21 protein-coding genes, 1 tRNA gene and 1 riboswitch are annotated in these 26356 nt (G+C 65.3%); of the genes, 5 read left to right on the top strand and 17 right to left on the bottom strand.

Features of this window, described 5'->3' with window-relative positions; all coding sequences use genetic code 11:
• The first annotated feature begins 6 nt into the window (after positions 1–6).
• The 3 genes from SALLO_RS0101740 (at position 7) to SALLO_RS14495 (ending at position 2302) form a co-directional block, all read left to right on the top strand.
• Entirely contained in the window at positions 7–1002 is a 996-nt protein-coding gene (locus SALLO_RS0101740; RefSeq protein WP_022834609.1) for an MDR family oxidoreductase, read from the top strand.
• A gap of 93 nt (positions 1003–1095) precedes the next feature.
• Positions 1096–1833 (top strand): outer membrane beta-barrel protein, encoded by a 738-nt coding sequence (locus tag SALLO_RS14500; RefSeq protein WP_022834608.1) that lies wholly within the window; start codon positions 1096–1098, stop codon positions 1831–1833.
• Positions 1834–1840: 7 nt separating this feature from the next.
• Positions 1841–2302 (top strand): DUF4174 domain-containing protein, encoded by a 462-nt coding sequence (locus SALLO_RS14495; protein WP_040605704.1) that lies wholly within the window; start codon positions 1841–1843, stop codon positions 2300–2302.
• Here SALLO_RS14495 and SALLO_RS14490 read toward each other — a convergent pair.
• Positions 2296–3987, bottom strand: a complete 1692-nt coding sequence (locus SALLO_RS14490) for a hypothetical protein (RefSeq protein ID WP_169577868.1) — start codon at positions 3985–3987, stop codon at positions 2296–2298. The genes SALLO_RS14495 and SALLO_RS14490 overlap by 7 nt on opposite strands.
• A gap of 112 nt (positions 3988–4099) precedes the next feature.
• Here SALLO_RS14490 and SALLO_RS14485 point away from each other — a divergent pair, with 112 nt between their 5' ends.
• Complete coding sequence (locus tag SALLO_RS14485; protein ID WP_022834605.1) at positions 4100–5542, top strand: HAD-IG family 5'-nucleotidase; 1443 nt, start codon at positions 4100–4102, stop codon at positions 5540–5542.
• Between the two features lie 29 nt (positions 5543–5571).
• Here the strand turns inward: SALLO_RS14485 and thrS are convergent, their stop codons facing one another.
• The gene (thrS, locus tag SALLO_RS0101715) at positions 5572–7536 is read right to left on the bottom strand and encodes a threonine--tRNA ligase (protein WP_022834604.1); all 1965 of its coding nucleotides are present in this window, start codon (positions 7534–7536) and stop codon (positions 5572–5574) included.
• Between the two features lie 227 nt (positions 7537–7763).
• A tRNA-Val gene (locus SALLO_RS0101710) sits at positions 7764–7837 on the bottom strand.
• Positions 7838–8614: 777 nt separating this feature from the next.
• Here SALLO_RS0101710 and SALLO_RS0101705 point away from each other — a divergent pair.
• A complete protein-coding gene (locus SALLO_RS0101705; RefSeq protein WP_022834603.1) occupies positions 8615–9208 on the top strand; it encodes a hypothetical protein in 594 nt (197 codons plus the stop codon).
• A gap of 61 nt (positions 9209–9269) precedes the next feature.
• Here the strand turns inward: SALLO_RS0101705 and SALLO_RS0101700 are convergent, their stop codons facing one another.
• From SALLO_RS0101700 to SALLO_RS0101635, 14 genes are all read right to left on the bottom strand, one after another.
• Entirely contained in the window at positions 9270–9914 is a 645-nt protein-coding gene (locus SALLO_RS0101700; RefSeq protein WP_228702755.1) for a DUF6992 family protein, read from the bottom strand.
• Between the two features lie 33 nt (positions 9915–9947).
• Positions 9948–11255 carry an amidohydrolase family protein gene (locus tag SALLO_RS0101695; RefSeq protein WP_022834601.1) on the bottom strand — a complete coding sequence of 436 codons (1308 nt, stop codon included), beginning with the start codon at positions 11253–11255 and terminating at the stop codon, positions 9948–9950.
• 41 nt (positions 11256–11296) lie between these two features.
• Positions 11297–12676, bottom strand: coding sequence for an amidohydrolase (locus SALLO_RS14480; protein ID WP_022834600.1), 1380 nt, complete (start codon positions 12674–12676; stop codon positions 11297–11299).
• Positions 12677–12721: 45 nt separating this feature from the next.
• A complete protein-coding gene (locus tag SALLO_RS14475; protein WP_169577867.1) occupies positions 12722–14509 on the bottom strand; it encodes an amidohydrolase family protein in 1788 nt (595 codons plus the stop codon).
• Between the two features lie 88 nt (positions 14510–14597).
• The gene (locus SALLO_RS14470) at positions 14598–15959 is read right to left on the bottom strand and encodes a Na+/H+ antiporter NhaC family protein (RefSeq protein ID WP_022834598.1); all 1362 of its coding nucleotides are present in this window, start codon (positions 15957–15959) and stop codon (positions 14598–14600) included.
• A gap of 90 nt (positions 15960–16049) precedes the next feature.
• Positions 16050–16162, bottom strand: a riboswitch (SAM riboswitch).
• A gap of 135 nt (positions 16163–16297) precedes the next feature.
• Entirely contained in the window at positions 16298–16819 is a 522-nt protein-coding gene (locus tag SALLO_RS0101675; RefSeq protein ID WP_022834597.1) for a DUF192 domain-containing protein, read from the bottom strand.
• A gap of 26 nt (positions 16820–16845) precedes the next feature.
• A complete protein-coding gene (locus SALLO_RS0101670) occupies positions 16846–17331 on the bottom strand; it encodes a DUF192 domain-containing protein (protein ID WP_228702754.1) in 486 nt (161 codons plus the stop codon).
• A gap of 12 nt (positions 17332–17343) precedes the next feature.
• Positions 17344–17823, bottom strand: a complete 480-nt coding sequence (locus SALLO_RS0101665) for a GNAT family N-acetyltransferase (RefSeq protein WP_022834595.1) — start codon at positions 17821–17823, stop codon at positions 17344–17346.
• 104 nt (positions 17824–17927) lie between these two features.
• Entirely contained in the window at positions 17928–18842 is a 915-nt protein-coding gene (locus SALLO_RS0101660; RefSeq protein WP_022834594.1) for an alpha/beta fold hydrolase, read from the bottom strand.
• Positions 18843–18900: 58 nt separating this feature from the next.
• On the bottom strand, positions 18901–20415 hold the full coding sequence (locus tag SALLO_RS0101655) for an AMP-binding protein (protein WP_022834593.1): 1515 nt from the start codon (positions 20413–20415) through the stop codon (positions 18901–18903).
• Complete coding sequence (locus SALLO_RS14465) at positions 20412–21932, bottom strand: sodium:solute symporter family transporter (protein ID WP_022834592.1); 1521 nt, start codon at positions 21930–21932, stop codon at positions 20412–20414. Before SALLO_RS14465 ends, SALLO_RS0101655 begins: the two co-directional genes overlap by 4 nt.
• Positions 21933–21950: 18 nt before the next feature.
• Entirely contained in the window at positions 21951–22946 is a 996-nt protein-coding gene (locus tag SALLO_RS0101645) for a 3-oxoacyl-ACP synthase III family protein (RefSeq protein ID WP_022834591.1), read from the bottom strand.
• 43 nt (positions 22947–22989) lie between these two features.
• Entirely contained in the window at positions 22990–23736 is a 747-nt protein-coding gene (gene fabG / locus SALLO_RS0101640) for a 3-oxoacyl-ACP reductase FabG (protein WP_022834590.1), read from the bottom strand.
• A gap of 84 nt (positions 23737–23820) precedes the next feature.
• Positions 23821–26292 carry a TonB-dependent receptor gene (locus SALLO_RS0101635; protein WP_022834589.1) on the bottom strand — a complete coding sequence of 824 codons (2472 nt, stop codon included), beginning with the start codon at positions 26290–26292 and terminating at the stop codon, positions 23821–23823.
• Between the last annotated feature and the right edge of the window lie 64 nt (positions 26293–26356).

Here is a 26356-nt window from a genome sequence, read left to right as displayed (position 1 = left end):
CGATCTATGTTTGACGCGTTTGTCCTGGAAGCGACCGACGACGGCTACACCGGCGCGGTGCAATCGCTCACGCGCGACGACCTTCCGCCCGCCGACACGCTGCTGGATGTGCTGTATTCCAGCGTCAACTACAAGGACGGCCTTGCCATCACCGGCGCGGGCAAAATCATTCGGGGCGACTTCCCCATGGTGCCCGGCATCGACCTCGTGGGCCGCGTGATAGAGAGCGCCGCCGATCGCTTCGCACCGGGTGACCGCGTCATTGGCACCGGGTGGCAGCTAGGGGAAGCGGTGTGGGGCGGCTACACGCAAGAAGCGCGCGTGGCCTCCGAGAAGTTGGTGGCGCTGCCGGAGGGCCTCGCGCCGCACGATGCCATGGTGATTGGCACGGCGGGGCTCACGGCCATGCTCTCGGTGCTCGCGCTGGAAGATCATGGCTGCACGCCCACGGCTGACGGTGAGGTGGTGGTGACCGGCGCCTCGGGCGGTGCCGGCAGCATCGCCACGGCCCTGCTCGCGGCCCGCGGGTACCGCGTGGTGGCCTCCACCGGCAGCGCCGACGCTTACGATTACCTGCGGCAGCTCGGCGCAGCGCGAATCATCGACCGCCACGACCTTAGCGAGGGCCCCAGCCGCCCCATGGAGTCGGCCCGCTGGATGGGTGCTGTGGATGCCGTGGGCGGCGATACGCTGGCTACGCTCATTGCCCAGATGGCGCGGCACGGCAGCATTGCCGCGTTTGGCAACGCGGGCGGCGCGTCACTCCACACCACCGTCTTTCCGTTCATTCTGCGGGGCGTCAACCTGCTCGGCATCGACTCCAACACCTGCCCCAATACCACGCGCGCCACGGCCTGGGACCAGCTGGCCACGTTGCTGGACGCCGAGACGCTAGCGCGCCTCACCAACCGCGTCATCGGACTCCACGATTTGCCCGACGCAGCCCGCGACATCGTGCACGACAGCGTGCGCGGGCGCATCGTCGTCGATGTACACGCCTGAAAGAGCCGGCGCGCGTAACGTTTGTCCGCCTGCGTGCGTCTGTATCGCACATGTAGGTGTACCGTTCTCTTTCACCGATGGCCGCGCGTCCCGATGCGTACGTTTCTTCTGCTGCTTTGCTCACTCGTTTGCTTCTCTTCTGCCGTCGCACAACCCGCCCCAACGGTGTCGGGCGAGGGCAGCATCAGCTTCATGACGGGGCTGCCCGCCGGGCCGTTTGCCGACAACATCGACGGCCTGGGGTACGGCGGCAACATCTACGCCGGAGTTAACATTGCCAACGTGCCGGTTAGCGTGGGCCTCGACCTGGGGTTTGTCATCTATGGACGCAACACCGAGCGCGTCCCCTTCAGCCGAACGGTGGGCCCCGCCGTGACGGTGGACGTGGTTACGACCAACAGCATCGTGCAGCCGCACCTCGTGCTGCGCTTCCAACCCGAGCGCGGGCTGGTGCGTCCCTACCTCGACGGCTACTTCGGCTTCAAGTACCTGTTTACGCAAACGCGCGTGGAAGACGACAACACCAACGACGAGCCGATTGCCAGCACCACCAACTTCGATGATATAGCGCTGAGTACTGGCGCGGGCGCCGGGGTGCACATCCGCCTGTACGACGCAAGCACACGCCCCCTTCAAGCCCAGGGCAGCGTGCGCGGGCTGTACCTGAAGCTCGGTGTGCAGTACCTGTGGGGCCAGGAAGCGGAGTACCTTGACGAGGGCGCGCTCAACGACACCAACCAAAACGGGCAGCTGGATGCGTCGGAGCTCGACATTCGCCGGTCCACCACCAGCCTCATCACTCCCATGATTGGGATCGCCCTCCAGTTTTGAACCCGCTATGATTGTTTTGCTCCTGGGCCTGGCCCTTGCGATGCCCGCCGACACGCTCGACAGAGACCTCTCCGATTACCGGTGGCGCTACCGGCTCCTGCTCGTGTTTTCGCCGCCCGGTGATACGACCGCGCGCCACGCCCAACGCGCCCGCTGGGCCCCGCACCGCGCCGGATTTGCAGAACGCGACCTGCGCGTCATCCACGTGCAAGGGGCTACCAACGCCGTGCTTGCCCCCATGCTGGGCGAACGCCCCTCAGCGCGCAGCGGCCCCGCCGTCGCCCGCGCCTTGCGCACCCGCTTTGCCATTCCGGGCGACCGCTTCGCGGTGCTGCTCATCGGCAAAGACGGCACCGTAAAGGCCCGATACGACGCGCCGGTCAACGCCCGCACCCTCTTCGAGCGGATCGACGCCATGCCCATGCGCCGCCGCGAGATGCAACGCCAATCCCCGCCCGGTTCTCAGTAGCGGATGCTACCAAACGGCAGGCCCCATCGCAGCGCGAGGCCCGGCGCCACCCACCGCGTAACGCCCTCCGCCGCGTCGTCAATGCCCTGCGCCTGCAGCGTCGCCTCGGCAAAAAAGCCCGGCAGCACCTCGTAGCCCACATGGCCCTCCACAATCCACCGCGCCTGGCGCACGCCCTGCAAGATGTCGACGCCAAAGTCACGGGCGCGCGTGGTGCTCGGCACGGTGGGATCCGACCCGAAGTTTTGGGTGGCGGTGTTGCGCCCGCGCCGCGTGTACGAAAGGTTGAGGCCCGCCTGCCACGGCCCCGCCGGCCGATACTTCAGAAAAACCGCGTAGTCGATGCTGTTGGGTCCGGCCGGGTGGCCCAGGTAGTCGCTCCAGTGCGCAAAACCGTTCCCCGCAAACCGGTGCGCGCCCAGGTACGGACGCTGCCGCGCCCACTCGATGCGCGCCGAGAAGGCCGGCCATTGCGGCGGCACGTAGTGCACCCCGGCCATAAAGCCCCACTTGTTCGACCACCAGCCGTCGCCAATGTACTTGGCCAACAGCTCATCCAGCAGCATTTGGCCGTACACCTGCACGCCCGGCGTTACGATCCACGACGCATCCACGCCAATCATGGCATTGTCGGGGCTGCCCAGGTCGCGCTCCACGGCGCGGTAAAAGATGATGGGGTTCAGATAGGCCAGGTCGAAGCCGGTGCGGCTCACCGTTGAGTCTTGCTCGGGCGCAAAAATCACCGACTCGAAGAGCCCCACGTTCAGCCGATCGGTAATGTTGATGGACAGGCGGTGGAACGCACCGTAGCGGCGGGGCTGGATCGCATCCACGCGGTTGCCCTGCGGCGCCAGCCGGTCGCCATCAACGAACCGCGCAAAGAGGTTGGTGTACTGCACCGGCCCCACGGTGGTGCGAAGCTGGAGGTGCGTGTAGTTGGTCGCGTAGTCCGACAGAAATAAACTCCCCGGCCCCGTGCTCCACCGGTTGCGCGACTGCCCGAAGCGCACCTCGAAGAAGCGCGAGCGGAATCCTACGACGCCCGTTGCCCCGGTGTAATCCAGCGTGTTGGGCGCCGGGCGCAGGACAAAGCCCTGCCGCGGCGCCGTGCCTTCGCGCCCGGTGCTGCTAAAGTTGGGCCGCACCCGCTGCTCCTGATTTTCGGTGAGGCGCGACTCAAAGAACAAGTGCTCGCCGATGTGCCCCGACACCCGCACGCCCCGCGTGTTGCGCCAAATGGCCGATGGCGCGCCCGCGGCCCCGCTCACCTGCGCCGGTTGGTAGGTGGCGTACATTAGCGGATTGAGCTGCAGCGCGTAGCCATCGCCCGACGCCGACACCAGGTCGCGGCCGTTTTCGTAGAGCCACCCCACCCGGTTGTTGAGCCAGCGGGCCCGCGGGTTGCTGCACAAACCCCGCAAGCACTGCAGGCGCCGCCGCGAAGCAGGGGCGAGCACCGTCTGGGCGGAATCTAGCGCCGCGAGCGAGTCAAGATACGCCTGCGCGGCTTCCACCGAGAGCGGCTGCTGGCGCAAAAACGCATCCGGCAGGTGGCCGAGCGTGTGCTGCTGCTGCAAAAAGACCTGCACCGCATCGTCCAGTTGCTGCAAGCCGTCTGTTTGGGCGCGCGCCGCGGTGGATGACAAGACAAACACGAGCGCCCACATTCCCCAAAAACGAATCATAGACCTGTAGATGTGATCTCTAAACGATTTGCTGTTAACATATGGCAACGACGAAGCACTACCCCGTCCTCCTCGTATAGCGAAGCCCGCTTTTTTCCAAATCCCCTGTGCTATGGCCGACCAATCGTCCACCCGCGGACTCTTTTGCAACCGAACGCTTAACCTGCGCGGCATCCACGCCATCGGGTACGACATGGATTACACGCTGATCCATTACCACATGCGCGCATGGGAGCAGCAGGCCTACCGGTTCATTAAGGAGGGTTTGCAAGCACGCGGGTGGCCCGTGAGCCAGCTGTCGTTCGATCCGGACCTGGCCATCCGCGGCCTCATCATCGATACGGAGATGGGCAACGTGGTGAAGGCCAACCGCTTTGGGTATGTGAAGCGGGCGTTTCACGGCACCGAGCCGCTGGGCTTCGAGGAGCAACGGCGCGTCTACCAGCGCACCCTGGTCGACCTCGGCGATGCGCGGTGGCACTTCCTCAACACGCTGTTCACCATCTCGGCGGCCTGCATGTACATGCAGCTCGTGGATTTGCTGGATGCCGGACAGCTGTCGCACGCCATGGGCTACGACGACCTGTACGATGCCGTACAGCAAACGCTGGATGAGGCCCACATGGAGGGGCGCCTGAAGGAGGAAATCATTGACGATCCCGGGCGCTTTGTCGACCTGGATGCCGAGATGCCCCTCACGCTGCTCGACCAAAAAGCAGCCGGCAAGAAGCTGCTGCTCATCACCAACTCGGAGTGGAGCTACGCCCGCCCGATGCTCGCGTATGCCTTCAACCGCTTTCTGCCCGACGGCATGACGTGGCGCGATCTGTTCGACATTGCCATTGTAGGCGCCCGCAAACCCGACTTCTTCTCGGTGCGCATTCCGGCCTTCAAGGTTGTGGACGAGGACGGCCTCTTGCGCGAGCACGGCGGCGGCCCGCTGACGCAGGGCGCGGTGTACGTGGGCGGCAACGCGGCGCTGGTGGAGGAGACGCTCGATCTTCGCGGCGAAGAAATTCTGTACGTGGGCGATCACCTGTTCGTTGACGTCAACATCTCCAAGAAGGTGCTGCGTTGGCGCACGGCCCTCGTGGTGCGCGAGCTGGAAGAGGAGATTGCCGCGTTCCAGTCGTTTGCCGACGACGAGCGCACGCTCACGGCCATGATGCAGAAAAAAGAGGAGATGGAGGCCGAATACTCGGCGATGCGCCTGCAGCGCCAACGCCTCATTGATTCGTACGGGCCGCAGAACGGTGAATCCACCGAGGCGCTGGCCAACGACATGGCCGCACTCAAGGAACGCATCGTGGCGCTCGACGAGCGCATCGCGCCGTATGCGAAAGCCGCAAGCTCGCTGGTCAACGAAAACTGGGGCCCGCTGATGCGTACGGGCAAGGACAAGAGCCTCTTTGCCCGGCAGGTGGAGCGCTATGCCGACGTGTACACGGGGCGGGTGTCCAATTTCCTGGAGCACACGCCGTTCATTTACCTCCGCTCGCACCGCGGCAGCCTCCCGCACGACGACCTAAACGAGCCGCAGCCCGAGACGGCTTAGCCTCGGGCCGGCGCTGTACAGCCGTCAGCCTACGCCTTGGCCGCTTCCACCTCATCGGTGAGCTGCTGCACGAACGCGTCTACGGGCACCACGTCTTGCTGCCCTTCGCCGTGGGCGCGCACGGCCACCGTGCCGGCCTCTTCTTCGCGGCCGCCCACAACGAGCATGTACGGAATCTTTTGGGTCTCGGCCTCGCGAATCTTGTAGCCCACCGTCTCGTCGCTGTCATCGACGGTGACGCGGTGATCGGCGGCACGCAGCTGCTGCGCCACCTGGTGCGCGTAGTCGTTGAAGGCGTCGCTCACGGGCAAGACAGCGGCTTGGACCGGCGCGAGCCACGTGGGGAAGTCGCCGCCGCAGTGCTCAATCAGCACGCCAATGAAGCGCTCCAGCGAGCCAAACGGTGCCCGGTGAATCATGACGGGGCGCTGCCGTTCGTCGTTGGCATCGACGTACGTGAGGTCGAAGCGCTCCGGCAGGTTGTAGTCCACCTGAATGGTGCCCAGCTGCCAGGCCCGGCCCAGCGCATCCTCGACCATGAAGTCGAGTTTGGGGCCGTAGAACGCCGCCTCGCCCGTTTCCTCGCGGGCGTCGAGGCCCATCTCGGCCGCCGCCTCGCGGATGGCCTGCTCGGCCTGCGTCCACAACGCGTCGTCGCCCACGTATTTTTCGGTGTCGTCCGGATCGCGCACCGAGATTTGGGCCTCAAACTCCGTGAAGTCGAGCGCGCCCAGCACCTTCAGCGTCAGGTCGATGACGTCCTTAAACTCTGCCTTGAGCTGATCCGGCGTGCAAAAAATGTGGGCGTCGTCTTGTGTGAAGCCGCGTACGCGCGTCAGCCCGCCCAGCTCGCCGGTTTGCTCGTACCGGTACACGGTGCCAAACTCGGCCAGGCGCACCGGCAAATCACGATACGAGTGCATCTCGTGATCATAGATTTGCGTGTGGTGCGGGCAGTTCATGGGCTTGAGCAGGTAGCCATCCTCCGCGTCGCCGTCCTGCTCAAACAGGATGGGCGGAAACTGGCTTTCCTTGTAGTACGGGTAGTGGCCGCTGGTGCGGTAGAGGTCGAGGCGGCCAATGTGCGGCGTAACCACCGGCTCGTAGCCCCGTTTGAGCTGCTCGTCTTTCAGAAAATCCTGGAGCGTTTCGCGCAGCGTAGCGCCTTTGGGCAGCCACATGGGCAGGCCCGGCCCCACCTTTTCGGCATTGAACGTAAAGAGCTTCAGCTCGCGGCCCAGCTTCCGGTGGTCGCGTTCTTTCGCAAGGCGCTGGCGCTCCAGAAACGCGTCGAGGAGCTTCTTCTTCGGAAAGCTGATGCCGTAGAGGCGCGTCAGCTGCGGGTTGGTCTCGTCGCCGCGCCAGTAGGCCCCGGCCACCGACAGCAGCTTCGGATATTTGATGCGCCCCGTGGAGGGAATATGCGGCCCGCGGCACAGGTCGGTGAAGTCGCCCTGCTCGTAAAACGTGATCTCGCCGTCGGCCAGCCCCTCAATGAGCTCCAGCTTGTACGGGTTGTCTGCGCGCTCGTAGTACGCCACGGCCTCGTCCTTGGAGACCTCGCGGCGCTCGTAGGGCACATCGCGGCGCGCAAGCTCCTGCATCTTGGCCTCGATCTGCTCGAAGTCGTCGCTGGACAGCGAGCGGTCGCCCAGGTCGACGTCGTAGTAGAACCCCTGCGCGATGGGCGGCCCGATGGTAAACTTCACGTCGGGGTAGAGGGCTTGCAGCGCCTCCGCCATCAGGTGCGCCGAGGAATGCCAGAACGTCTCCTTGCCCTTCGGGTCGTCCCACGTCAGAATGGCGATGGACGCGTCCTTCAGGATCGGGCGGTCGAGATCGCGCACCGTGCCGTCCACTTCAATGGCGAGGGCCGCGCGCGCCAGGCCGGCGCCAATGCTTTCCGCAACCTCGTAGCCCGTCGTGCCCGCCGGGTAGGTGCGCGTAGAGCCGTCGGGAAGGGTGAGGGTGATGGACGAAGCGTCGGCAGCCATGGGCAAGCAAAGGGTCGATGATCGGAGGACGAGGCAAACAAAAAGCGCTCCGCCAGGGGGCAGAGCGCCGTCAACAACAGCGGGCGAGGCGCCGGGTGTAGGCGCTCGCAAAACGAACAGGTGCACCCCCTACGCACACGCGTCGCCCGCCCCGTTCGGCGTTCGCGTAAATCGTTGGATGTACACCGGCAATCGAAACATAGGGGCAGCGGGCGGGACGCAAGCGGTGGGTCCAAGTGGATTCGAACCACTGACCTCTACGATGTCAACGTAGCGCTCTAACCAACTGAGCTATGGACCCGTAGGCGGATTGCATAACGTAGGACGAAACGGCGCGGTTGTCAATGGATGACGGATGAAGAAGATACGCCACGCCATTCAATTCACCGAAAGTTGGACGACCGCACGCTTCGCGAGCCCCCAATGGTCTTTGCTTTCTCACGCGCTGCGCGCGCTGTGGAGTGAACCGCCCCGAAAGACCATTTGAACCATCGACGCCGCACTTCCATCATTAACGAATGTTGCTATTGCGAGGAGCCAAAGGCAAGCGCCGTAGGTCATTCCCGTGGTACGCGGGGGCCTTTAGGTAATCCCGCCGGCGAGGCCGAAGGTTTTCCTGAGAGGGGGCCTTTAGGTCATCCCGGAGGGGCAACCGCCGCAATTGTACGTGTTATTTCGTACATGGAGATCGCATCATAGATATGACCTTCGGCCCCACCAGGGGCATGGCCTCCGGCCCCCGCGTCCCTCACATACGTTCGGTCCTCGCGATGACATGGAAGGGCTTACTGTTTTGGCACGTTGGACGTGCAGTTGGGCGAAACGAGCTGATCGGTCATCTGAACCATTCTGGCCCTGTTTTTCTACTACACCTCTGGTGTCATTGCGAGGAGCGAAGCGACGCGGCAATCTCCACAATCGGGCAGTCTCCGCAGTGCGGCGCAACGCTGCATACAGGACGATCACACTACAGGCGATGCGCGTTGGGGGCGCAGCTGCTCGGGCACGCGGTTGCACCTGCGGCGTGCAAGCCGTATCTACCGTACACGCCCTCCGCGCTCCCAACCCCGCTGGTCCCATGGTTCGCCTTCTCTGCTGCCTCGCCCTCTTGCTTGTTGCCGGCTGCCAGTCGGAACGCACCGATCGGCTGAAGAACCAGCTGAAGGACGCCGCACAGGCGCAGGTCAATGCCCTCCTGGACAGCGCCGAGGTCCGATTGCGGTCCGAGCTGAACCTAACCCCTGCGCAGGAGCAGGCCCTCACCGATGCGCTCAATCAGGCCCAGGCGCGCCTCAGCGATGCCATCGCCCGCGCGCCGTCGTGGGAAGAGGCGCAGCAGAACGCCCAGCAGTTCCTTGCCGAAAACCGCGACCTGCCCCCTGCTATTGCGGAGCAGCTGGTGGCCTCGCGCATGATCGAGCAGTGGTTGCTACAGGGCGAGCTGACGCCCGCGCAGCGTGACGCCTTGAGCCGCTACACCGAGATGCTGATCGAACAGAACAGCGCAGAGGCCGCCGTGGTGGCCAACGCCTTGGGTCAGCTCCAGGGCACCTGGTCGCCCGAACGCATTCGCGCGGCTGCACAACAGGCGCTGCAAACCGCCCAGCAGCATGCGCCCGACTCCGCCGCTCAGCACCAAGCCGTCGAAGCCCTCCGCGGACTCTCGCAATGACACCGGGGCCAAGCGCTGTCCCGCACGCAGCGGCGCCCGCTCCTGTACAACCGGCGTGCCGCTAAAACTGATACGTGAGCAGCACCGCCCCGGGGGCCACGTGCATCGAGAGGCCGCTCATAGCCTCAGCAGAATGCGCGAGGAGGCGATCCAGGCGGCCCCGCGACGCCCACAGCGCGAGCCCGTCGAGCACGAACAACCCCGCGCCCTGCACAATGAGCGCGGTGCCGTGCCCCCGCCACGCCGCGGCATTCCGCACACCCCGCGACCCGGCAATCAGCATCGTCGTTCCGACAGCGCTGTAGGCCACGTTGAGGCCCATGTTGAGGAGCAGAATGTCGTGAAAGGTGCGCTCGGCCGCCAGCGCCCTGGCGTAGGATGGGGGCGGCGTCGCGTCGCCCGCGAGCACACCGGCCGCGGCAATGCCCATGTTCACCACGCCCCACGCCGCCGACTGCGCGCCAAAGCCCCAGCCCGCCGGCCGCTCCGACCGCCGCAGGCCCGCGACCAGCGCAAGGCCCCCTGCTGCGTTGAGCGCGCCCCACGCGCCCACCCGCCACAGATGGGCCCGCTCGGCGGCCACGCGCTCCGCTGCGAGCGCTGCCACGTCTGGTTGGGCATACGCCAGCGACGTACCGTGCAAAAGCAACAGGAGGAGCACCCCGCACCAACGCATACGCTTCACCCAACTTCTGGTCATGGCCATGGACGCTATCGCGATTCGCGAGCGTTACGTCTCTTATTCGGTGACGCCCGGATTCCGGTTCAGAAACTCGTCGTAGAGCTTCGTATGGCGGCTTTCCAGCGGCAGCTTGTAGCCCTCAATAAAGAGGTGCTGCACCTGCGTCGTGGTCTCAAACGGGTCGCCGTTGGTCACAAACAGGTTCGCCACCTTGCCCACCTCCAGCGATCCGACGGCGTCCGCAATGCCAAAGATGCGCGCCGGCGCGATGGTCACGGCTTTGAGCGCCGCGGCTTTGCCCAACCCGTAGGCCGCGGCAAACCCGGCGTTGTACGGCAAATTACGGACGTTCTCGGCGCCGCCGGTGCGAATCGCAAGCTGCACGCCGGCTTCGGCCAACAAGCCCGGATTGGCGTATGCCTTGTCGTACCGGTCCGACGGCCGCGTGGGTACAGACAGCACCGGCCCCACGAGCACCGGCACGCCGGCGGCTGCAATGGCATCGGCCACGCGCCAGCCCTCCTGCGCACCGCTCAAAATAACCTGATCGGTAAGGCCGCGCGCCGCGGCCCATTCCAGCGCCTTGGTGATGTCGGAGGCCTTGCTTGCCTTGATGATGAGCGCCTGCTCGCCCCGCACCACCGGGAGGAGCGCCTCCATGCTGGGCACGTAGGTGGGCGCGCGCCGGTCGCCCGCGGCAGCGGCCGAGTCGATGCGCGCATACAGCTCGGCCCGGTCCCACACGTCGCTGAGCTTCTTGATGGCCTTCTTGGCCTGCTTCTCAATTTCCTCCGGGCTGCGGTCGTCCCACCAGCCGCGCCGGCCGGTCGACGGGAAGTTGAGCACCTGCCCGGTAAAGCTCCGGTGCATCTGATCGGGCGTGTAGCCGTGCAGGTCAATCATGGAGGCCGCGCCCGGCAGCAAGCCGTTCGACGGCTCCGCGAGCACCGTGGTGATGCCGTTGACCCGCGTAACCGGGATGTTGACCGAGTTCGGATTTACCGCCGTAAGGGCGTCCATGTGCGCGGTGAGATCGCCGATTTCGTTGTAATCGCGCGTCTCGGAGAGCGAGCCCACCTCCACCAGGCCCAGCCGCGTGCCGCTGTCAATCAGGCCCGGATACACGGTGAGGCCGGTGCAGTCGATCACTTCGGCATCGTCGGGCACCGCCACGTTCGTCCCGAGGGCCGCGATGGTATCGGCCCGGATGACCAGGGTACCGCCGGAAATCGTATCGCTCGTAACGGTCACGAGGCGCGCGTTGGTAAGCGCAAAGGTGCCCTGCCGGCCGGGCGTCTTTTGTGCAGACGCGTCGAGCGGCGCGGTGAGGAGGAGCGTGAGGCAAAACGTAAGAAGGAGGCGCATAGCAAAAGAGGTCCGTAAAAGAGCGAGCGGCGAGGGAGGCGTTACTTCAAGTACAGGCCGCGCTGCGTGGCATGAAGGCCCGTGCCCTGCATGCAGCTACCGTGGCGCTTGCCCGTGTCCGACCAGTCGTACGCCGTTTCCACGGGACGCTCCGGGTTCACGCGCAGCCGCATATCGTCCGGGTCATTCTGCCGATCAAAGCGCACCACGCCGTCTACATACGTGCGCTGCGCAATGGCATAAATGGATAGCGGGTGGCGGTTAAAGATGGCCAGATCCGCGTCTTTGCCCACTTCAATGGAGCCGACCCGATCGGCAATGCCAAGCTGGCGCGCCGGGTTAATCGTGATGAGCGACAGCGCCTGCGTGTCCGAGAGGCCGCCGTAGTGCTGCGCCTTGGCCGCCTCATGGTACAGGTGCCGGTTGAGCTCGGGCGAGTCGGAGTTGATGGAGGTCGTAACGCCATTCTTCGTCAGGATCGCGGCGTTGTAGGCCGTCGAGTAGTACACTTCGAACTTGTAGGCCCACCAGTCGGAAAAGATGGAGGCCCCGGCGTTGTGCGCCGCGAGCTCGGGGGCCACTTTAAATCCTTCGTTGACGTGGTGGAACGTGTAGTTCGTCACGCCAAAATCCTCAAACACCTCCATCAGCATGTAGATTTCGTCGGCGCGGTAGGAGTGGCATTGCACCAGTACCTCGCCCCGCAAGATGTCCGCGATAACGTCCATTCGCTCGCTGTGGGGCGGCGGCGCGTCGCGCTCGCCGTTCCGGTAGGCCGCCTGCGCTGCCATGTATCGCTGCGCCTTATGGAACGTGGTGCGGATCACCTGCTCGACGCCCATCCGCGTCTGCGGCACCACCTCGTTGCCCTCGCCATGCACGCGCGTCGGGTTCTCGCCCAGCGCAAACTTGATCGTCCGCGGCGCGCCCTCCAATCGCAGCGCATCCGGCGTGATCACCCCGTAGCGATGCTTGATCGTCTCATTCTGCCCGCCAATCACGTTCGCCGAGCCGTGCATCACGTGCGAGGTAGTAACGCCGCCCGCCAGGGCGCGGTACAGCGCAACGTCGAACGGATCGAGCACGTCGCCCACGCCCACCTGGGCCGTCACCGGCGCGGTCGCTTCGTTCACGCTGCTGATGGCGATGTGCGAATGCGCATCCACAATGCCCGGCATCACGTATTGCCCGCTGGCGTCGTACGTCGCAATGCCCTCGGGCGCCGAGAGATTGGAGCCCACCGCGGCAATTTTTCCATCTTGCACCAGGATGTCCGCCGATTCTTGGACGCCGTTGGTGACGGTGAGCACCGTCGCGTTGGTGATCAGCCAATCGTTGGGCGCATTGGCCCGCAGGAGGTCTTGCGCCTGCGCAGGCGCAGCGGCAAGCACGAAAAGGAGCAGGAGAAGCAGTCGGGTCATGGGCTTAAAGAAGTACCAAAAGAAGCGAGCGGGAGCAGGCGGTGGCTACTGCGGCGCGTCGGTGCGTTCGAGCATCATGGGGAAGGTGCCGTACGACGACGACGCCGAGCCATCGACGGTGTCGCCCTGCACGGTTCCGCTGAAGCTGACCGTGCCAATCTCGCCGGCATCAAACGCAAACGAGAGCGTTGTCCCGTCAAAGGAGAGGTCTTCCAGCGGGGTTGCTTCGCCCGACGCCGGCGAGGTAATCGTGCCGCTGAGCGTCTCTTGCGTGCCCGACAGCGTGACGGTGCCCGTAAACGTTTGCTGCGGCGTGTCGACGCTGTACGACCACGCACCCACCAACGCCTCCACCGAGGCCGTGACGCCGCCCGACGCCTCCTCGGCGCTATAGTCGAACACGCGGCCCTCGACGAATACGTGGGTTACGTTGGTGTCTTTCGCAAAGTAGCTGCCATCGGTAACGACCAGGTTGGCGATTTTACCCGCTTCGACGGTGCCCAGACGGTCGCTAAGGCCCAGCAGGGCGGCCGCATCGGTGGTGAGCGCCGCGAGGGCCGCGTCTTCCGAGAGGCCATGCTGCAGCATCAGCCGTAGGTTGGCCCGCACGTCGGTAGCCGTTGCGTTCTTGGAGCTAAACCCGAAGCGCAGGCCGGCGCCGCGCAGCGTAGCGGGCGTTGCGTAGTAGCGCTGCACCTCGGCCTTCAGGCGGCGCTGCAACGCGTCGGCCTCGGCCCCCACGTCTTCATGCGAGCGCGTGCGAAGGTCGGTTTCAAAGAAGCTGCCCTGCGGCGCCGGCGTGACCGGTGCGGCCGCCACCGAGTCCTCCACCACGGCATCGGGAGCATCGGGCAGCGCCAGGGTCAAAAAGAGCGGAACGTCGGCATCCCGCAGCGCCTCCACCGCCCGAAACGACTCGTTGAGGCCGGTGAGCATCAGCGGAAAGCCCAGTTCGTTCTTCAGGGCCAGGATGCGGTGGATGTCCAGAACGTCCTCGCTAAAGAAGGCCACCGGACGCTCGCCGGCCACCACCGGCAGCAAGGCGTCGTGCTGCGGATCGTGCGGCGGGCGCTCCATGCCGCGCGGCGACGTTTCGTACTGCTGCAGGAGGGTGCGGCGGCGCGCCGTCTCGCGGTACAGCTGGCGGAATTGGGCCAGCACGCCCATCGGGGTGCTGGGGTAGACCGACGAGTTCCAGTCGCCCCGCGACCCTTCCAGCTGCGCGTACAGGCTCGTGGGCGCTTCCAAAATCATGGCGCTGGGCTGTGCACCAGCCAGCAGCGCCACGGCCCCTTGCCCCGGGAGCATCTGCCCCTCGGGCGCAATGTGCGCCGTCGTGAAGCCGATCTTGCGCCATGCCCCTACCGAAGCATCCGACGGATCCAAAAACGTAGCGGCCCGCCGTTCCGGCTGGATGCCCGCGCGTCCCGGCGGCGGACTCCCCGGCCGCTCAACGTCGTATTCCTTAGGCTTGGGCATGTCGATGCCAATGTGGCCGAATCCGTCGATGAATCCGGCGTACACGGTGAGCGAGTCGCCCGCGATGCGCTGCGCGTCGAAGGGAATGTCGACCGACGGGCCCACCGCTTCGATGAGGCCGTCGCGCACCACCACCGTGGCCCGCTCTAGCACCTGGCCGGGCGCCTGCACGACGCGGGCATTGGTGATGGCAAACGTGCGCGTAACCGCGGGCAACGGGTCGTCTTGGGCGCGGGCGCTGAGCGGGCTTCCGCCCACCAGAAGTAGCGCACAGGCCACAGCAAAGAGGCGACGGGCAAACAGCATACGAAGCGAGGCATCCGTGAAGAGTAGATCCGGGTGGATGATTAACATAAGCGCTGCGTCCTTCATTTGCAGCCCCGGCCCCCGCGCTCTGTTGTGCGTTGCACGTCTTTTGCAATAGACGGCAGCGCAGCGCCGGTCAAGAGGCCTCCGCAGCCGCCGGCACGGTCGATGCAGGCACCGCCGCGTAGCGCTTGGGGAAGCCCCAAAAGATCGCGCCCAGCGTAAAGAGGCCCAAGATCCAGGTGTAGTGCACGGTGCCCACCAGCGCCAGGGGCGAGAGCCCGGCGATGGAGCCCGCCAGCAGAAACTGCGCGCCGTAGGGCAGCGACCCTTGCATCACGCAGGCAAAGATGTCGAGCATACTGGCGCTGCGTGCCGGGGAAATGTTGTGGCGCTCGGCAATGGAGCGGGCCACGTCGCCCGCCAGCAAGATCGAGACGGTATTGTTGGCCGTTAGCGCATCGCCCAACGCGCCCAGCGCGCCGATGCCCAGCTCACCCGCCCGCGGATCTTTTCCGGCCACGCGACGCGTGAAGCCCACGATCTGGTTCGTGATCCACTGCAGGCCGCCTTGCTGTTTCATGAGCGCGCCGAGGCCGCCAATCAGCATCGACAGCAGCATGATTTCGATCATGCTCTCGAAGCCCGCGTAGATGTCTTTGGCGTACGTCCCCAACCCGTAGCCCGCCGCCCACAGCCCGACGCCGCCCGCCAGCACGAGGCCGGTGCTGAGCACGATGAGCACGTTGAGGCCCGCGACGGCCAGGCCCAGCACCGCCAGGTACGGCAGCACCTGCACCAGCGTGTAGGCCCCGCCGGTGGGCTGCGCCGGGGCATCGGCCCAAATGCCCAGGCCCACCACCGTAACCAGCGCCGCCGGCACCGCGATGGCAACATTGGCCCGAAACTTGTCGCGCATCGAGCAGCCCTGCGTGCGGGTGGCAGCGATTGTGGTATCGGAAATGACCGACAGGTTGTCGCCAAACATCGCCCCGCCAATGACCGTGCCCACCGTAAGGGGCGTCGAGAGGTCGGTGGACGTGCTGAGGCCCACGGCGATGGGGGCCACCGCGGCCACCGTGCCCATCGACGTACCCATGGCTGTAGCCACAAACGCGCTAATCACGAACAGGCCCGGCAGCAACAGCGCCGAGGGCACGTACGCCAGCCCAAGGTTCACCGTCGCCGCAACGCCGCCAATGGCTTCCATCACCGTCGAGAACGCCCCGGCCAGCAGGTAGATCAGGCACATCAGGATGATGCTTTTGTCGCCGATGCCGCGCAGCAACGTGTCGAAGGTTTCCTCCAGGCGCTCGCGCCCCAGCCATACCGACAGGGCCAGCGCCGGCAGGATGGCCACGGGCGATTTCAGCTGGTAGAATGCGTAGTCGGTGCCATTGAGCTGATGGTACAGCCCAACGCCAAAGAAGAGGCCCAGAAACAGAACGAGCGGGAGCAGCGCCGTAGCCGAGGCGCGCGGCGAATCGGTAGACGTCATTGCAGGGAGCGGGTGAGAGCAAAAGGACGGTAAGGGGCTCACCCAGAAGTGCAGAAGCCATGCGCCGCATACGTACGCGGAGCGCGCTGGTGGTCATCTTTCCTTGCCACGGCAAGGCAGGATGTGGCACCGTTCCGGCGCATGAGCGCCAGCGGTTGCCAGGGCATCGCGGGGCCTGATCCCTCCGCCCTTCTGGATGAATGCGTCAACATCGCGTCATGGACGCGGAAGCTGTGGAATGCATCGATAGAACACGAGCGCCAACGTGTACTCGATCTGCGCGTTGTGCAAAAGCCAATGGGCTGCGATGGCTTTTGTGTGAAGGCTAGCGCAAAGCGTTAGGGCGTTTGGGTCGGCTCGGTGCGCGTCCACCGCACCGCGTCGCCCACCAAAATGCCGTAGCTATCGGCCACCCCGGCGGATACCTCCAGCACATACTGCGCGGGGGCATCCGAGGTGATGTTCTTCGAGGAGAAGGGCTGCGTGTACTTGGCGATGTCTACGATCTGCGAGTCGCTGTTGATGTAGATGATGTCGAGCGGCAACGGGGTATTGGCCATCCAGAAGCTCTGCGTGCGCTCCTCTGGAAACGGAAACAGCATCCCCGAGCGCTCCGGCAGCGACGTACGCTCCATCAGCCCGCGCGTGCGCGCCGAATCGGTCTCGGCAATTTCAATGGTGAGCGTGACCGTGGTATCGCGGCCCTGCAGCACGGCCAGCGTGCCTTCGGGGTCGAAGGGAATCGTGCGGGCCGTGTCGTCCGACGAGGACGAAGCGGGCGGCGTCTGCTGCCCGTCGTTGGCGCATCCCCCAAGGAGCAACCCAGCGAGGAGCGCGAGAAGAAGAGAGCGTACAAGCATGCGAGGCGGCAAACGGTGCGGGGGAACTACGACGTGCGGGTCCACTGCAGGCGCGTATCGGACGTGATGCCGAATCGTTTCGCAAACCCGGCGCGCACCTCAACCACGTACAGCGCCGGCTGGTCCGGACGAATGGGCGTCTCGGAGAAGGGCGTGGTGCGGCGCGCGATGTTAATCACCTCTTTCTGCTCATTCACAAAGATGATGTCGAGCGGCAGCGGGGTGTTTTTCATCCACATGCCGTTGGTGTCGGGCACGTCGTAGATGAACAGCATGCCCCGGTTGTAGCCCAGCGAGCGGCGGCGCATGAGTCCGCGGGCCCGCGTGTCGGGCGTGTCAGCAATTTCGATGGCGATGGTCGTCAGCGTATCGCCCTGTGGCGCCAGAAATGCAAGCCGCCCTTCGGCGGTGAAGCCGGTGGCGGCGTCGCCGGTTGGCTCCGCATCGGGGGTGCAGCCGCTCAGCGCAAAGAGCACGCCGGAGAAGAACGCCGCAAGCATCAAACGAACCATAGACACGGGAGATTAGGTGAGGGAACGCTTCATGTACACCACATCGGGCAGCGGGTTATGGTAGTAAGCCTCCGTGCGCGAGAAGCCCAGCGACCGGTACACCGCGCGGGCCGCGTGCATCGAGGCGACGGTGTCGAGGTACATGGCGGCATAGCCCCGCTCGCAGGCCGCCGTCACGATGGCTGCGCCCAGGGTGCGGCCCAGGCCGTAGCCCCGGTAGGCCGGACGCACGTACAGCCGCTTCATCTCGCACGCCGCGTCTGCCGCGCCGTCGACCGTCAGCGGTTTGAGCGCAACGACGCCCGCAATGGTTCCGTCCAGTTCGCCCAAAAGAATGGTGCCCGCCGGGGCGCTGTAGGGCGCCGGGAGGGCGTCTAGCTCTTCCTGGAAGCCCTGAAAGTCGAGCGTAAAATCCAGGGCCTCGGCATACGCCGTGAAGAGGGCGCGCACGGTGGGGAGGTCGTCGGACTGCGCGGGCCGAATGAGGGGCATAGGCAAGCCGGGGTCTGCAGCAGATGGGTGTTCTCCCATAGACCCGCGACGCGCGTCAGTGTTTGGATGTGGGGCGCGCCTCGTGTCAGCGCCCGGCGCGCGCCTTAGGGCGTGCGCGTCTGTTGCAGGAAGGGGCGCACGTGGGTACGGAAGGCCGCGGGACGCTCCAGCATGAGCAGGTGCCCGGCGTCCTCCACCACCGTTACGGTAGCCGACGGCAGCGCCGCGCGCGCACCATCCGCCACGTCGTCGATGGTCTGCTCGGGATGCAAATACGGATTCGGGATGAGCCGGTCGCCGGCGCCAAAGAGCACCAGCATGGGCATCGAGAGCGTATCGAGGCGGTCGTACACCGCGCCGTCGAGCATACCCGCCACCGCCCGCGCATTGGCCGCGGCATACGCCGAAAAGTCGTCGCGCTGCGCAAGGGCATGCCGCTGTTCGATCAGCCACTGGTGCTTGGGCGACCACGTGTCGAAGTTGGCCCGCACGCTTTGCGCCACCTGCGCATCGGTAGACTGCGCGATGGCCTGCGGGGTGGTGAGCTGCTTGAGCGTGGCGGCTTCCTCCGCGGTAAATTGCTCGATGCCCGCCGGCGACACCAGCACCATCCGCGCCACGCGCGCCTCCGCAGAGAGCGCCAGCGTAAGCCCCACCTGCCCGCCCATCGAAACGCCCACGTACGTCGCCCGCGCAATCCCCAGCGTGTCCATAAACGCCGCCACGTGCTGCGCAAAGAACGGCATGGTCGCCGGCACGTCGGCCTTCTCCGAGAGTCCAAAGCCGGGCAGATCGAGCGCTACCACCCGATGCGTTTCGGCAAACGTGTCCAGTGCCGTCCGCCAAAGCGACAGGTTGGAGCCCAGCCCGTGCACAAACAACAGCACCGGCCCGTCGCCGCGGTCCACGTAGGCCGTGCGATAGTCGCCCACCTGCACGTGCTGCACGTCGGCCGGGTAGTGCGGAAGCGAATCGGGGGCAGGCGTCATAAGCGCGAGACCTATAAGAAGAGCAATCATGGGCGTTTGGGGGTATTGACGTTGGGAGCAGTGGGCGATCGGTAACCGGCGGCACCGATCAGGGGGGAGCGGCCTCGTCGCGGAAGCGGTCGCGCAGCGCGCTTTTCTGGATCTTGCCGCTGTGGCCCTTGGGCAGCATGGGCAGGATGCGGATGTGCTTGGGCACCTTGTAGCGGGCCAGGCGGGCGGCGCAATGGGCGCGCACCGCGTCGGCATCGGCGTTGGCGTTGGCATCGGCGTGCAGCGCAACGAACGCCGCCCCCACCTCGCCCCAGCGATCATCGGGCACCCCCACCACCGCGGCCTCGGCTACGGCCGGATGTTCGTGCAGCACCGCCTCGATTTGGGCCGGGTACACGTTCTCGCCGCCGCTGATGTACATCTCCTTCTTTCGGCCCACTACGTAGAAGTAGCCTTCGTCGTCGGTGCGCACCAGGTCGCCGGTGGCAAACCAGCCGTCGGCGTCAATCGCGGCCGCGGTGGCCTCCGGGTCGTTCCAGTAGCCGGGCGTTACCACGGGGCCGCGCATGTGCAACTCGCCGGGCGTGCCGGGCGGCACCGGGTTGCCGGCGTCGTCTACCACGCGCGTGTCGATGTAGAAGTTGGGAAAGCCGATGGAGCCGATTTTGCGGAGGGCGTCGCGCGCGGGCAGCGAGAAGCAGTTGACGCCCACTTCCGTCATGCCAAAGCCTTGCCGGATGGGCACGCCCACGTCTTGCCAGGTGCGAATGAGCGGCTCGGGCATGGCCTCGCCGCCCACGATGGCGTACCGCACCGAGCGGAGCGTCTCGGCAGAAAAGTTGGGTGCTGCGGCCATCTGCTTCAACATCGTGGGCACGCCCCACACGATGGTGAGCGCGTCGTCGGCGCAGCGCTGCAACAGGGCTTCGGCATCAAACGACGGGTAGAGGACGGTGCAGGCGCCATGGTGCAAAAACGGCGTCAGGAGCACGTTCCAGCCGCCGGTGTGGTAGAACGGCGCGGCGTTGAACGAGCGATCCTGCGCGGTGAGGTCGAGGCGGAGCTCGGTGTTTACGCTGTTCCAGAAGAGCATCCGATGCGTGATGAGCGCGCCCTTTGGCCGGCCGGTGGTGCCGGAGGTGTACAAGATCATCAGCGGGTCGGTGAACGCGGGCGACGGGCCGGGCGAGGGGTCGGCCGGAGCGGTTTCTACGAGGCGCTGCACGGCATCGAGCGGCTCGCGGGCGCCGTCCCAGGCGATGGCGTGCATGGTGTCGGCAAAGGCGTCGTGGTAGAAGCACACCGCCGGCGCGCTATCGTCGAGCAGATACGCCAGCTCGGGCGCGGCCAGCCGGTAGTTGAGCGGCACCAGCACGAAGCCCGCTTTTTGTGCGGCGATGAACAGCAGCACATGCGCGACGCTGTTTTCCGAGAGCACGGCGATGCGATCGCCCGGGGCCAGGCCCATGGTGTGCTGCAGCGCGTGCGCCAGGCGCGCGCCCTGCGCGTCGAGGTCGGCAAAGGTGTAGCGGGCATTGGTGGGCGCCCACACCAGCGCGGGCGCCTCGGGGGTGTACAGCGCGTTGCGCGCCAGCCAGTCGGTGCGAATCATGAGGACGTTGCGGGGGTCGTTGCAGACGTAGGCGAATCGGCCGGGCGCAGCGCCTGCCCGACGAGGGCCACGGCCGTGCTGGCCACCAGCGCGCAGAAGGCCGGTACGGCCGGGTTGTTGGCATACACCGTCACCTCGCCGTAGTACATGCCAAAGTGCACGATCAGGGCGACGACGGCGGACAGAAACACCGTGCCGGTGCGAATGCGATCCGAGAAAATGCCGAACAGGATGGGCACAAACGTGGCCGCAAACAGGGCGTAGACGCCGTTTTGGCCGAGGATGGCCACCGAGAGGTTCGGATCCACAATCTGCTGGTAGCTGATGAGCGCGACCACCGGGACGAGGCCCACCAGAAAGAGCCGGCTGTAGCGGAGGCTCCGCCGCTCAATTACGTCTTCTGCCAGCTCCTGCCGCGCGGCCCACGGGCGGTACAGGTCGTTGGTGAAGATGGTGGAGAGGGCCACGAGCAACCCCTCCATGGTGGAAAAACCCGCCGCCACCAATCCGATGAGGATGACCGAGCGCATCACCGGCCCAAAGACGTCTACGATGTAGGTGGGCACCACCGCGTCGGGGGCGAGGCCCGCCTGCGGCATGAGAAGCCGCGCGTAGAGGCCCACCACGATGACCAAAAAGAACAGCACCAGCACGCCGATGGCCGTGGCGAGGTACGTGTTGACATCGCGCTTGCTGTTCAGGTAGAGCGCCTTCGACATGACGTGCGGCTGGTTGACGATGGCGATGCCGATGGCTACGTTTGCCACCACCACCTCAAACCAGTCACGAAAGAGCAGACTCTGGGGGTTAATTGGCTGCGCCAGCACCGGGTCGATGGTTGCCAATTGCGCCAGGAAGCCGTCGAGGCCGTCGGCGAGGTAGTGGGCGCCGCTGGCGAGCAACAGCAACGCCACCATTATCATGAGCACCGACTGTGCGGCGTTGGTGAGCGTGTGCGCACTGGCGCCGCCCCAAAACAAGTACACGAGCGGGATGAGCAGCGTAAGCGCCATCGCCGCAAGCATGGGAAGCGCCAAAACGTTCGCCAGGACGCGCGTAAGCCCCACGGTGATGAGCACCAGAAAGGCAATTTGCAGCAGACTGGCGACGGCAAAAAAGACCTTGAGGCGCCGATCCCCAAAGCGATCGCCAATCCATTGCGGCACCGTGCGCGCGGTTACGGTATCGCCCACGCGCCGAAATGCCTTCGAGAAGACGATAAGGCCAATGAACACGCCCAGCGGCAGCGCCATCGCGTAGGCCACGACGCCGCTTACGCCGTACAGGTAGATGAGGCCGGGATTAATGATGAACGTCGCGGCGCTCGTCAGATTGGCCGCCAGCGACAACCCCACCAGCACGGGCGACACGTTTCGGCTGCCCACCGAGAACGCATCAAACCCCGACATCTTGCGAATGCCGATGGTGGCTGCGATGCCCACCAGCACCAGATAGCCCACGAAAAAGGTCCAGGCAATCGCCGTTTCGGTCATGGTCTCTTGGATGAAGGGAAGCAAAACACGCAGCGCCTGTTGTTAGCGCGCCGGCCAGCGGAGCGCGATCCCCGCGAGGGCCGCGCCGCCGCCGGAGGCAATGAGAAAGATCAGGTCGCCGGGCGCGAGCAGGCCCTGATCGTCGGCATCGGCGAGCGCCATGGCCACACACGCGTTGCCCGTGTAGCCGAAACGGTCCATGACGTTGTGCGCCCGGTCGTGGGGGAGGCCCAGCCGGTCCATCGTCTCGCGGATGCTCTGGATGTTGATCTGCGTAAAGAAGTACCGATCCACAGCGGCGGGCGTTACGTCCAGCCGGTCGGCCAGCGTGCGCACCATTGTTGTCCACTGATCGGGGTTGAAGCCGTCGGGAAATTTCTTGCGGAAGGCCAGTTTTTGGGTGCGCTCGGCGTGGGCGTCGGTGACGGGGCGGGCCGCGCCGCCGGTGTACACGCCCATGTAGCTGTGGTACTCGCCCTTCGAGATAAGCTCCGAAGCCAGCACGCCCTGTTGGGCATCATCGGTAGGTCCGATCACGGCCGCGCCGGCGCCATCGGCAAAGAGCGACGCGACGTTTTTCTGCTCGTAGTCGATGAAGCGGCTCATCAGATACGCGCCAACGACGAGCACCCGGCGGTAGCGCGCGTCGGCCTCCACGAACTTGCGCGCCGTGTCGAGCGCCGTCACGAACCCCGCGCAGGCCGTGTTCAGGTCGAACGTCGCGGCGTTTGGGGCCTTCAGCTTGTCTTGCACGACGGCCGCGGTAGACGGCGAGAGGAAGTCGGGGGTGTCGGTGGAGACGATGATGAGGTCGAGGGCATCGGGGGCTACGCCCGCATCGGCGAGGGCGTCGCGCGCGGCTTCTACGGCCAGGTCGGAGGTCGATTGCTCGTCGGTGGCGTACCGCCGCTCGATGATGTTGCGGTTCGCGCGCAAGAAGCTGTCGACGTCTTCGCCGTACAGGGCATCGAAGTAATCGTTGGTCACAACGTGCTCCGGCGCATACAGGCCGGTACCCAGAAGTTGTGCGTGTCGCATGGCAGGGGGAAGATGGGTGGATGGGTAGCGAACGGGCGGCGCGTTACAGCACCAGCCCGCCGTCGACACTCAATACAGCGCCCGTGATGAACGCCGCGTCGTCGCTCGCCAGAAACGCATAGGCGCGGGCGATGTCATCGGCCCGGCCCAGGCGCCCCAGCGGCGTCTGCTTCACGAGGCGATCCATCACCTTGTCGGGCACGGTCTCCACCATCGGCGTCTCGATAAAGCCCGGCGCCACCGCGTTGACGGTGATGCCGTCGCGCCCCAGCTCGCGGGCCCACGTCTTGGTCATGCCAATGACGCCCGACTTGGAGGCCACGTAGTTCGTTTGGCCAAAGTTGCCGTACAGCCCCACCACCGAGGCGGCGTTCAGGATGCGGCCGTGCGCGCTCCCTTGCAGATACGGCAGCGCGGCCTTCGTGGTGTTGAATACGCCCTTCAGGTTGACGTCGACCACCGCATCGAACGCGTCGCCGTCCATTTTGGCGAGGGTGGCGTCGCGCGTGATGCCGGCATTGTTGACGAGGATGTCAAGGGCGCCGTACGCTGCTTGCGCGGCCTCCGCGAGGGCCTCGGTGGCGGCGCGGTCGGTGACGTCGGTGGGCACGAATTGCGCCGTGCCGCCGTTGTCTTCAATCGCTTGCACGGCCGCTGCGCCGGCGGCTTCGTTTACGTCGGCGATGATGACGCGCGCGCCGCGCTGCGCAAATAACGCCGCGGTGGCGCGCCCAATGCCCTGACTTCCGCCGGTGATGAGGGCTACGCGATCGGTGAGTGGTGCAGCCATAAATGGTGGGTCTTAAACAGGTGAAGGCAAACGAGACCAGGGGGCCGATGGCGCGCCGCTCCGGGTGCACCACCGGCCATTGTGTTAGAAGCGAAGCCCCTTAAACGAGTAGGTGGCCGACAACCAGATCAGGCGCTCGGTGACGGGCGCGCCCAGCACGTCGGGCCGCTTGTTGTTGAACAGGTTCGTGACGCTGAGCTTCAGGTCGACGCCGTAGTCCGGGAGGGCGTAGCCTGCCGTAAGGCCCGCGGTAAACCGGCTGGGCACCTCGCCATCCGCGTAGAACCGCGCGCTGTCCCAGTAGCCCGAGCGAAATTCGTACGCGCTGTGCCACCGGCCCGAGAGGCTCAGAAACGAATTCTTGAGGCCCACGTCGCGCATCGTCATGGTGCCCTTGAGCTTCGTATTGGGCACATTCAGCAGGAGGCGCTGGCCGCTCTCGCTCTCCTCAAAGCTGCGCAGGTAAATGTACGAGCCGTTGACGTTCACGTTAAAGTGATTCCCCAGAAAGAGGTTAACGCCCAGATCGGCGCCCTGCACCACCGCTTCCCCAAAGTTGAGGTAGGTCGACAGCGCGTTGAACTGGTTGTTACCCGGCGCATCGACCGGCTGGCCGTCGGGGTAAAAGGGAATTTGGGTGATGCCGTTGGCGACGGTGGTGAGCGGGCTGATAAAGTTTTTGTACCACGAGTTGTACAGCACCGCGTCGACGAACAGCCGCTTGCCGAACACACCTTTGTAGCCCAACTCGACGGCGTTTACTTCCTCGGGCGCCAGCGGATCGATGCGGTTGATGACGGTGCCGCTGGGGTCTTGGATGACGTAACCGGTGTAGTTCCCCAGTGCATTCACCACGTACCCCGGCGCTACGCTGGGCACGGGAATGGGAATGAACAGGTTGCCTTCCAGCACGGTGGGGCTTTTGAAGGCGCGGTTGTACGTGGCACGCAGGTTATGATTCTTCGCCACGGTGTACACCAGCGCGGCCTTCGGGCTGAACTGGGTGGTGTACTCGCTGTGGGTGTCTACCCGACCGGCCAGGTTGATGCGCAGCCGATCGGTGGGGCGGTAGTCCAGCTGCAGGTAGCCGCCAATCTCCGTAGCGTCGATGTCGCGCCCAATGGCGTCGGCGAGGAACGTGCCGTCGGAGTCGGGCGCGTAGTAGCGGTACTGTCCGCCGGTCACGAGGTCGAGGCTACCGCCGCCCACACTGAACGTGGTGCGGTACTGCAGCTCCGAGTCCCACAGCTCGCCGTTGTCCACAAACCGGTTGGCCTCGCGCAATGCGGGCAGCTGATTGATGGCTTGCTGGCGCGCCTCGCTTGGCGACGCGCCGTTGGCCATGGCCTGCAGCATCACGGCCGTTGCGCTGGTGGCCACCCCGTTGATCTGGTACGTATTTCCGGCATCGTTGGAGGTGTGCGTCGCCTGCGCAAACCAGCTCTCGCTGCTCAGCTGAAGGCTCTGGTACTGCACCTGCCATCCCTTGATGCGGTTGCGGCCGTTGTTGGTAAGCCCAAAGTTGTCGTTCTGCGAGAAGCCGTACACGCCGTTGATCTCCCAGTCGTCGCCGAGGCGGTAATAGAGGCTGGCCTCGGTGCGAATGGACTCAATCTCGTAGTTCTCAACGAGCGCACTTTCGTGAAAGGACGTGCCAAAGTAATGCGTTGAATCGGCCATGGTGGCGTTGGGGCCGCCCACTGGCGGACGGTAGTCGGTGGCCGTCATGTACTGCCCGGTGACCTTCCACCCAAAATCCTCGCTGATGATGCCGGCCACGCGGCCGTTTACATCCACCAGGTCGTTCTGGCCGGCCCGCACATCGAGCGCTAGGCCGGACTGATCCCAGGGTGTCTTCGTAATCACGTTCACCACGCCGGTGTGAGCGTTGGGGCCATACAGCGCAGCCGCTGGGCCCACCACCACCTCGATGGTTTTGAGGTCGAGCCCCGAGGTGGGCAGAAAGTTGCCCTGCGGCAGGCCCGTCCCCGGAAGCTGCGCGATGCGTCCGTCTTTCATTTGCAGCATACGCGTGTTGAAGTGGTTGTTGAAGCCACGCGCCGAGATGCCCTGCCCGTTGATGCCCACGTTCACGAAGTCGACGCCTTTTAAGGTGGAGAGCGCCGAGAGGTAGGTGCCGCCGCCGCTCACGTTCAGCTCCTCAGCGCTGATCGCCTCCATGGTCACCGGGGCCTCCAGCAGCTTCTCTGGCCGCTTCGACCCCGTCACCACAATCTCTTGCCCCACGAAGGTACGCGGCGCGAGCACCAGGTCGAGGGTTTCCGTCTCGCCGGCCGCGATGTCTACCGTACGGGTTGCCGGCTCGTAGCCCACAAAGGTGACGCGCACCGTGTAGGTGCCCGCCGGAAGGCCGTCAATGCGGTACTCGCCGTCCGCGTCGGTGCTGGCCCCGCGCTGGGTGCCGTCGAGCACGACATTGGCCCCCGGCAGCGGTTCCTGCGTGTCTTGATCCGTTACCACGCCCTGCAAGACGCCCGCGTCTTGCGCGTGCGCCGGGAGGGGAAGCGCCAACACCCCCACCAAAAGCCAACCCATCCACTGTATGCAATGCCTCATGACCGTCCTCGTCTCGTCTATGGTACGATTGCGTGCTGCCTGC

This window comes from Salisaeta longa DSM 21114, from assembly GCF_000419585.1.
GTDB lineage: Bacteria > Bacteroidota > Rhodothermia > Rhodothermales > Salinibacteraceae > Salisaeta > Salisaeta longa.
Note: the sequence above shows the minus strand (reverse complement) of the source record. Positions and strands in the feature narration are given on the sequence as shown.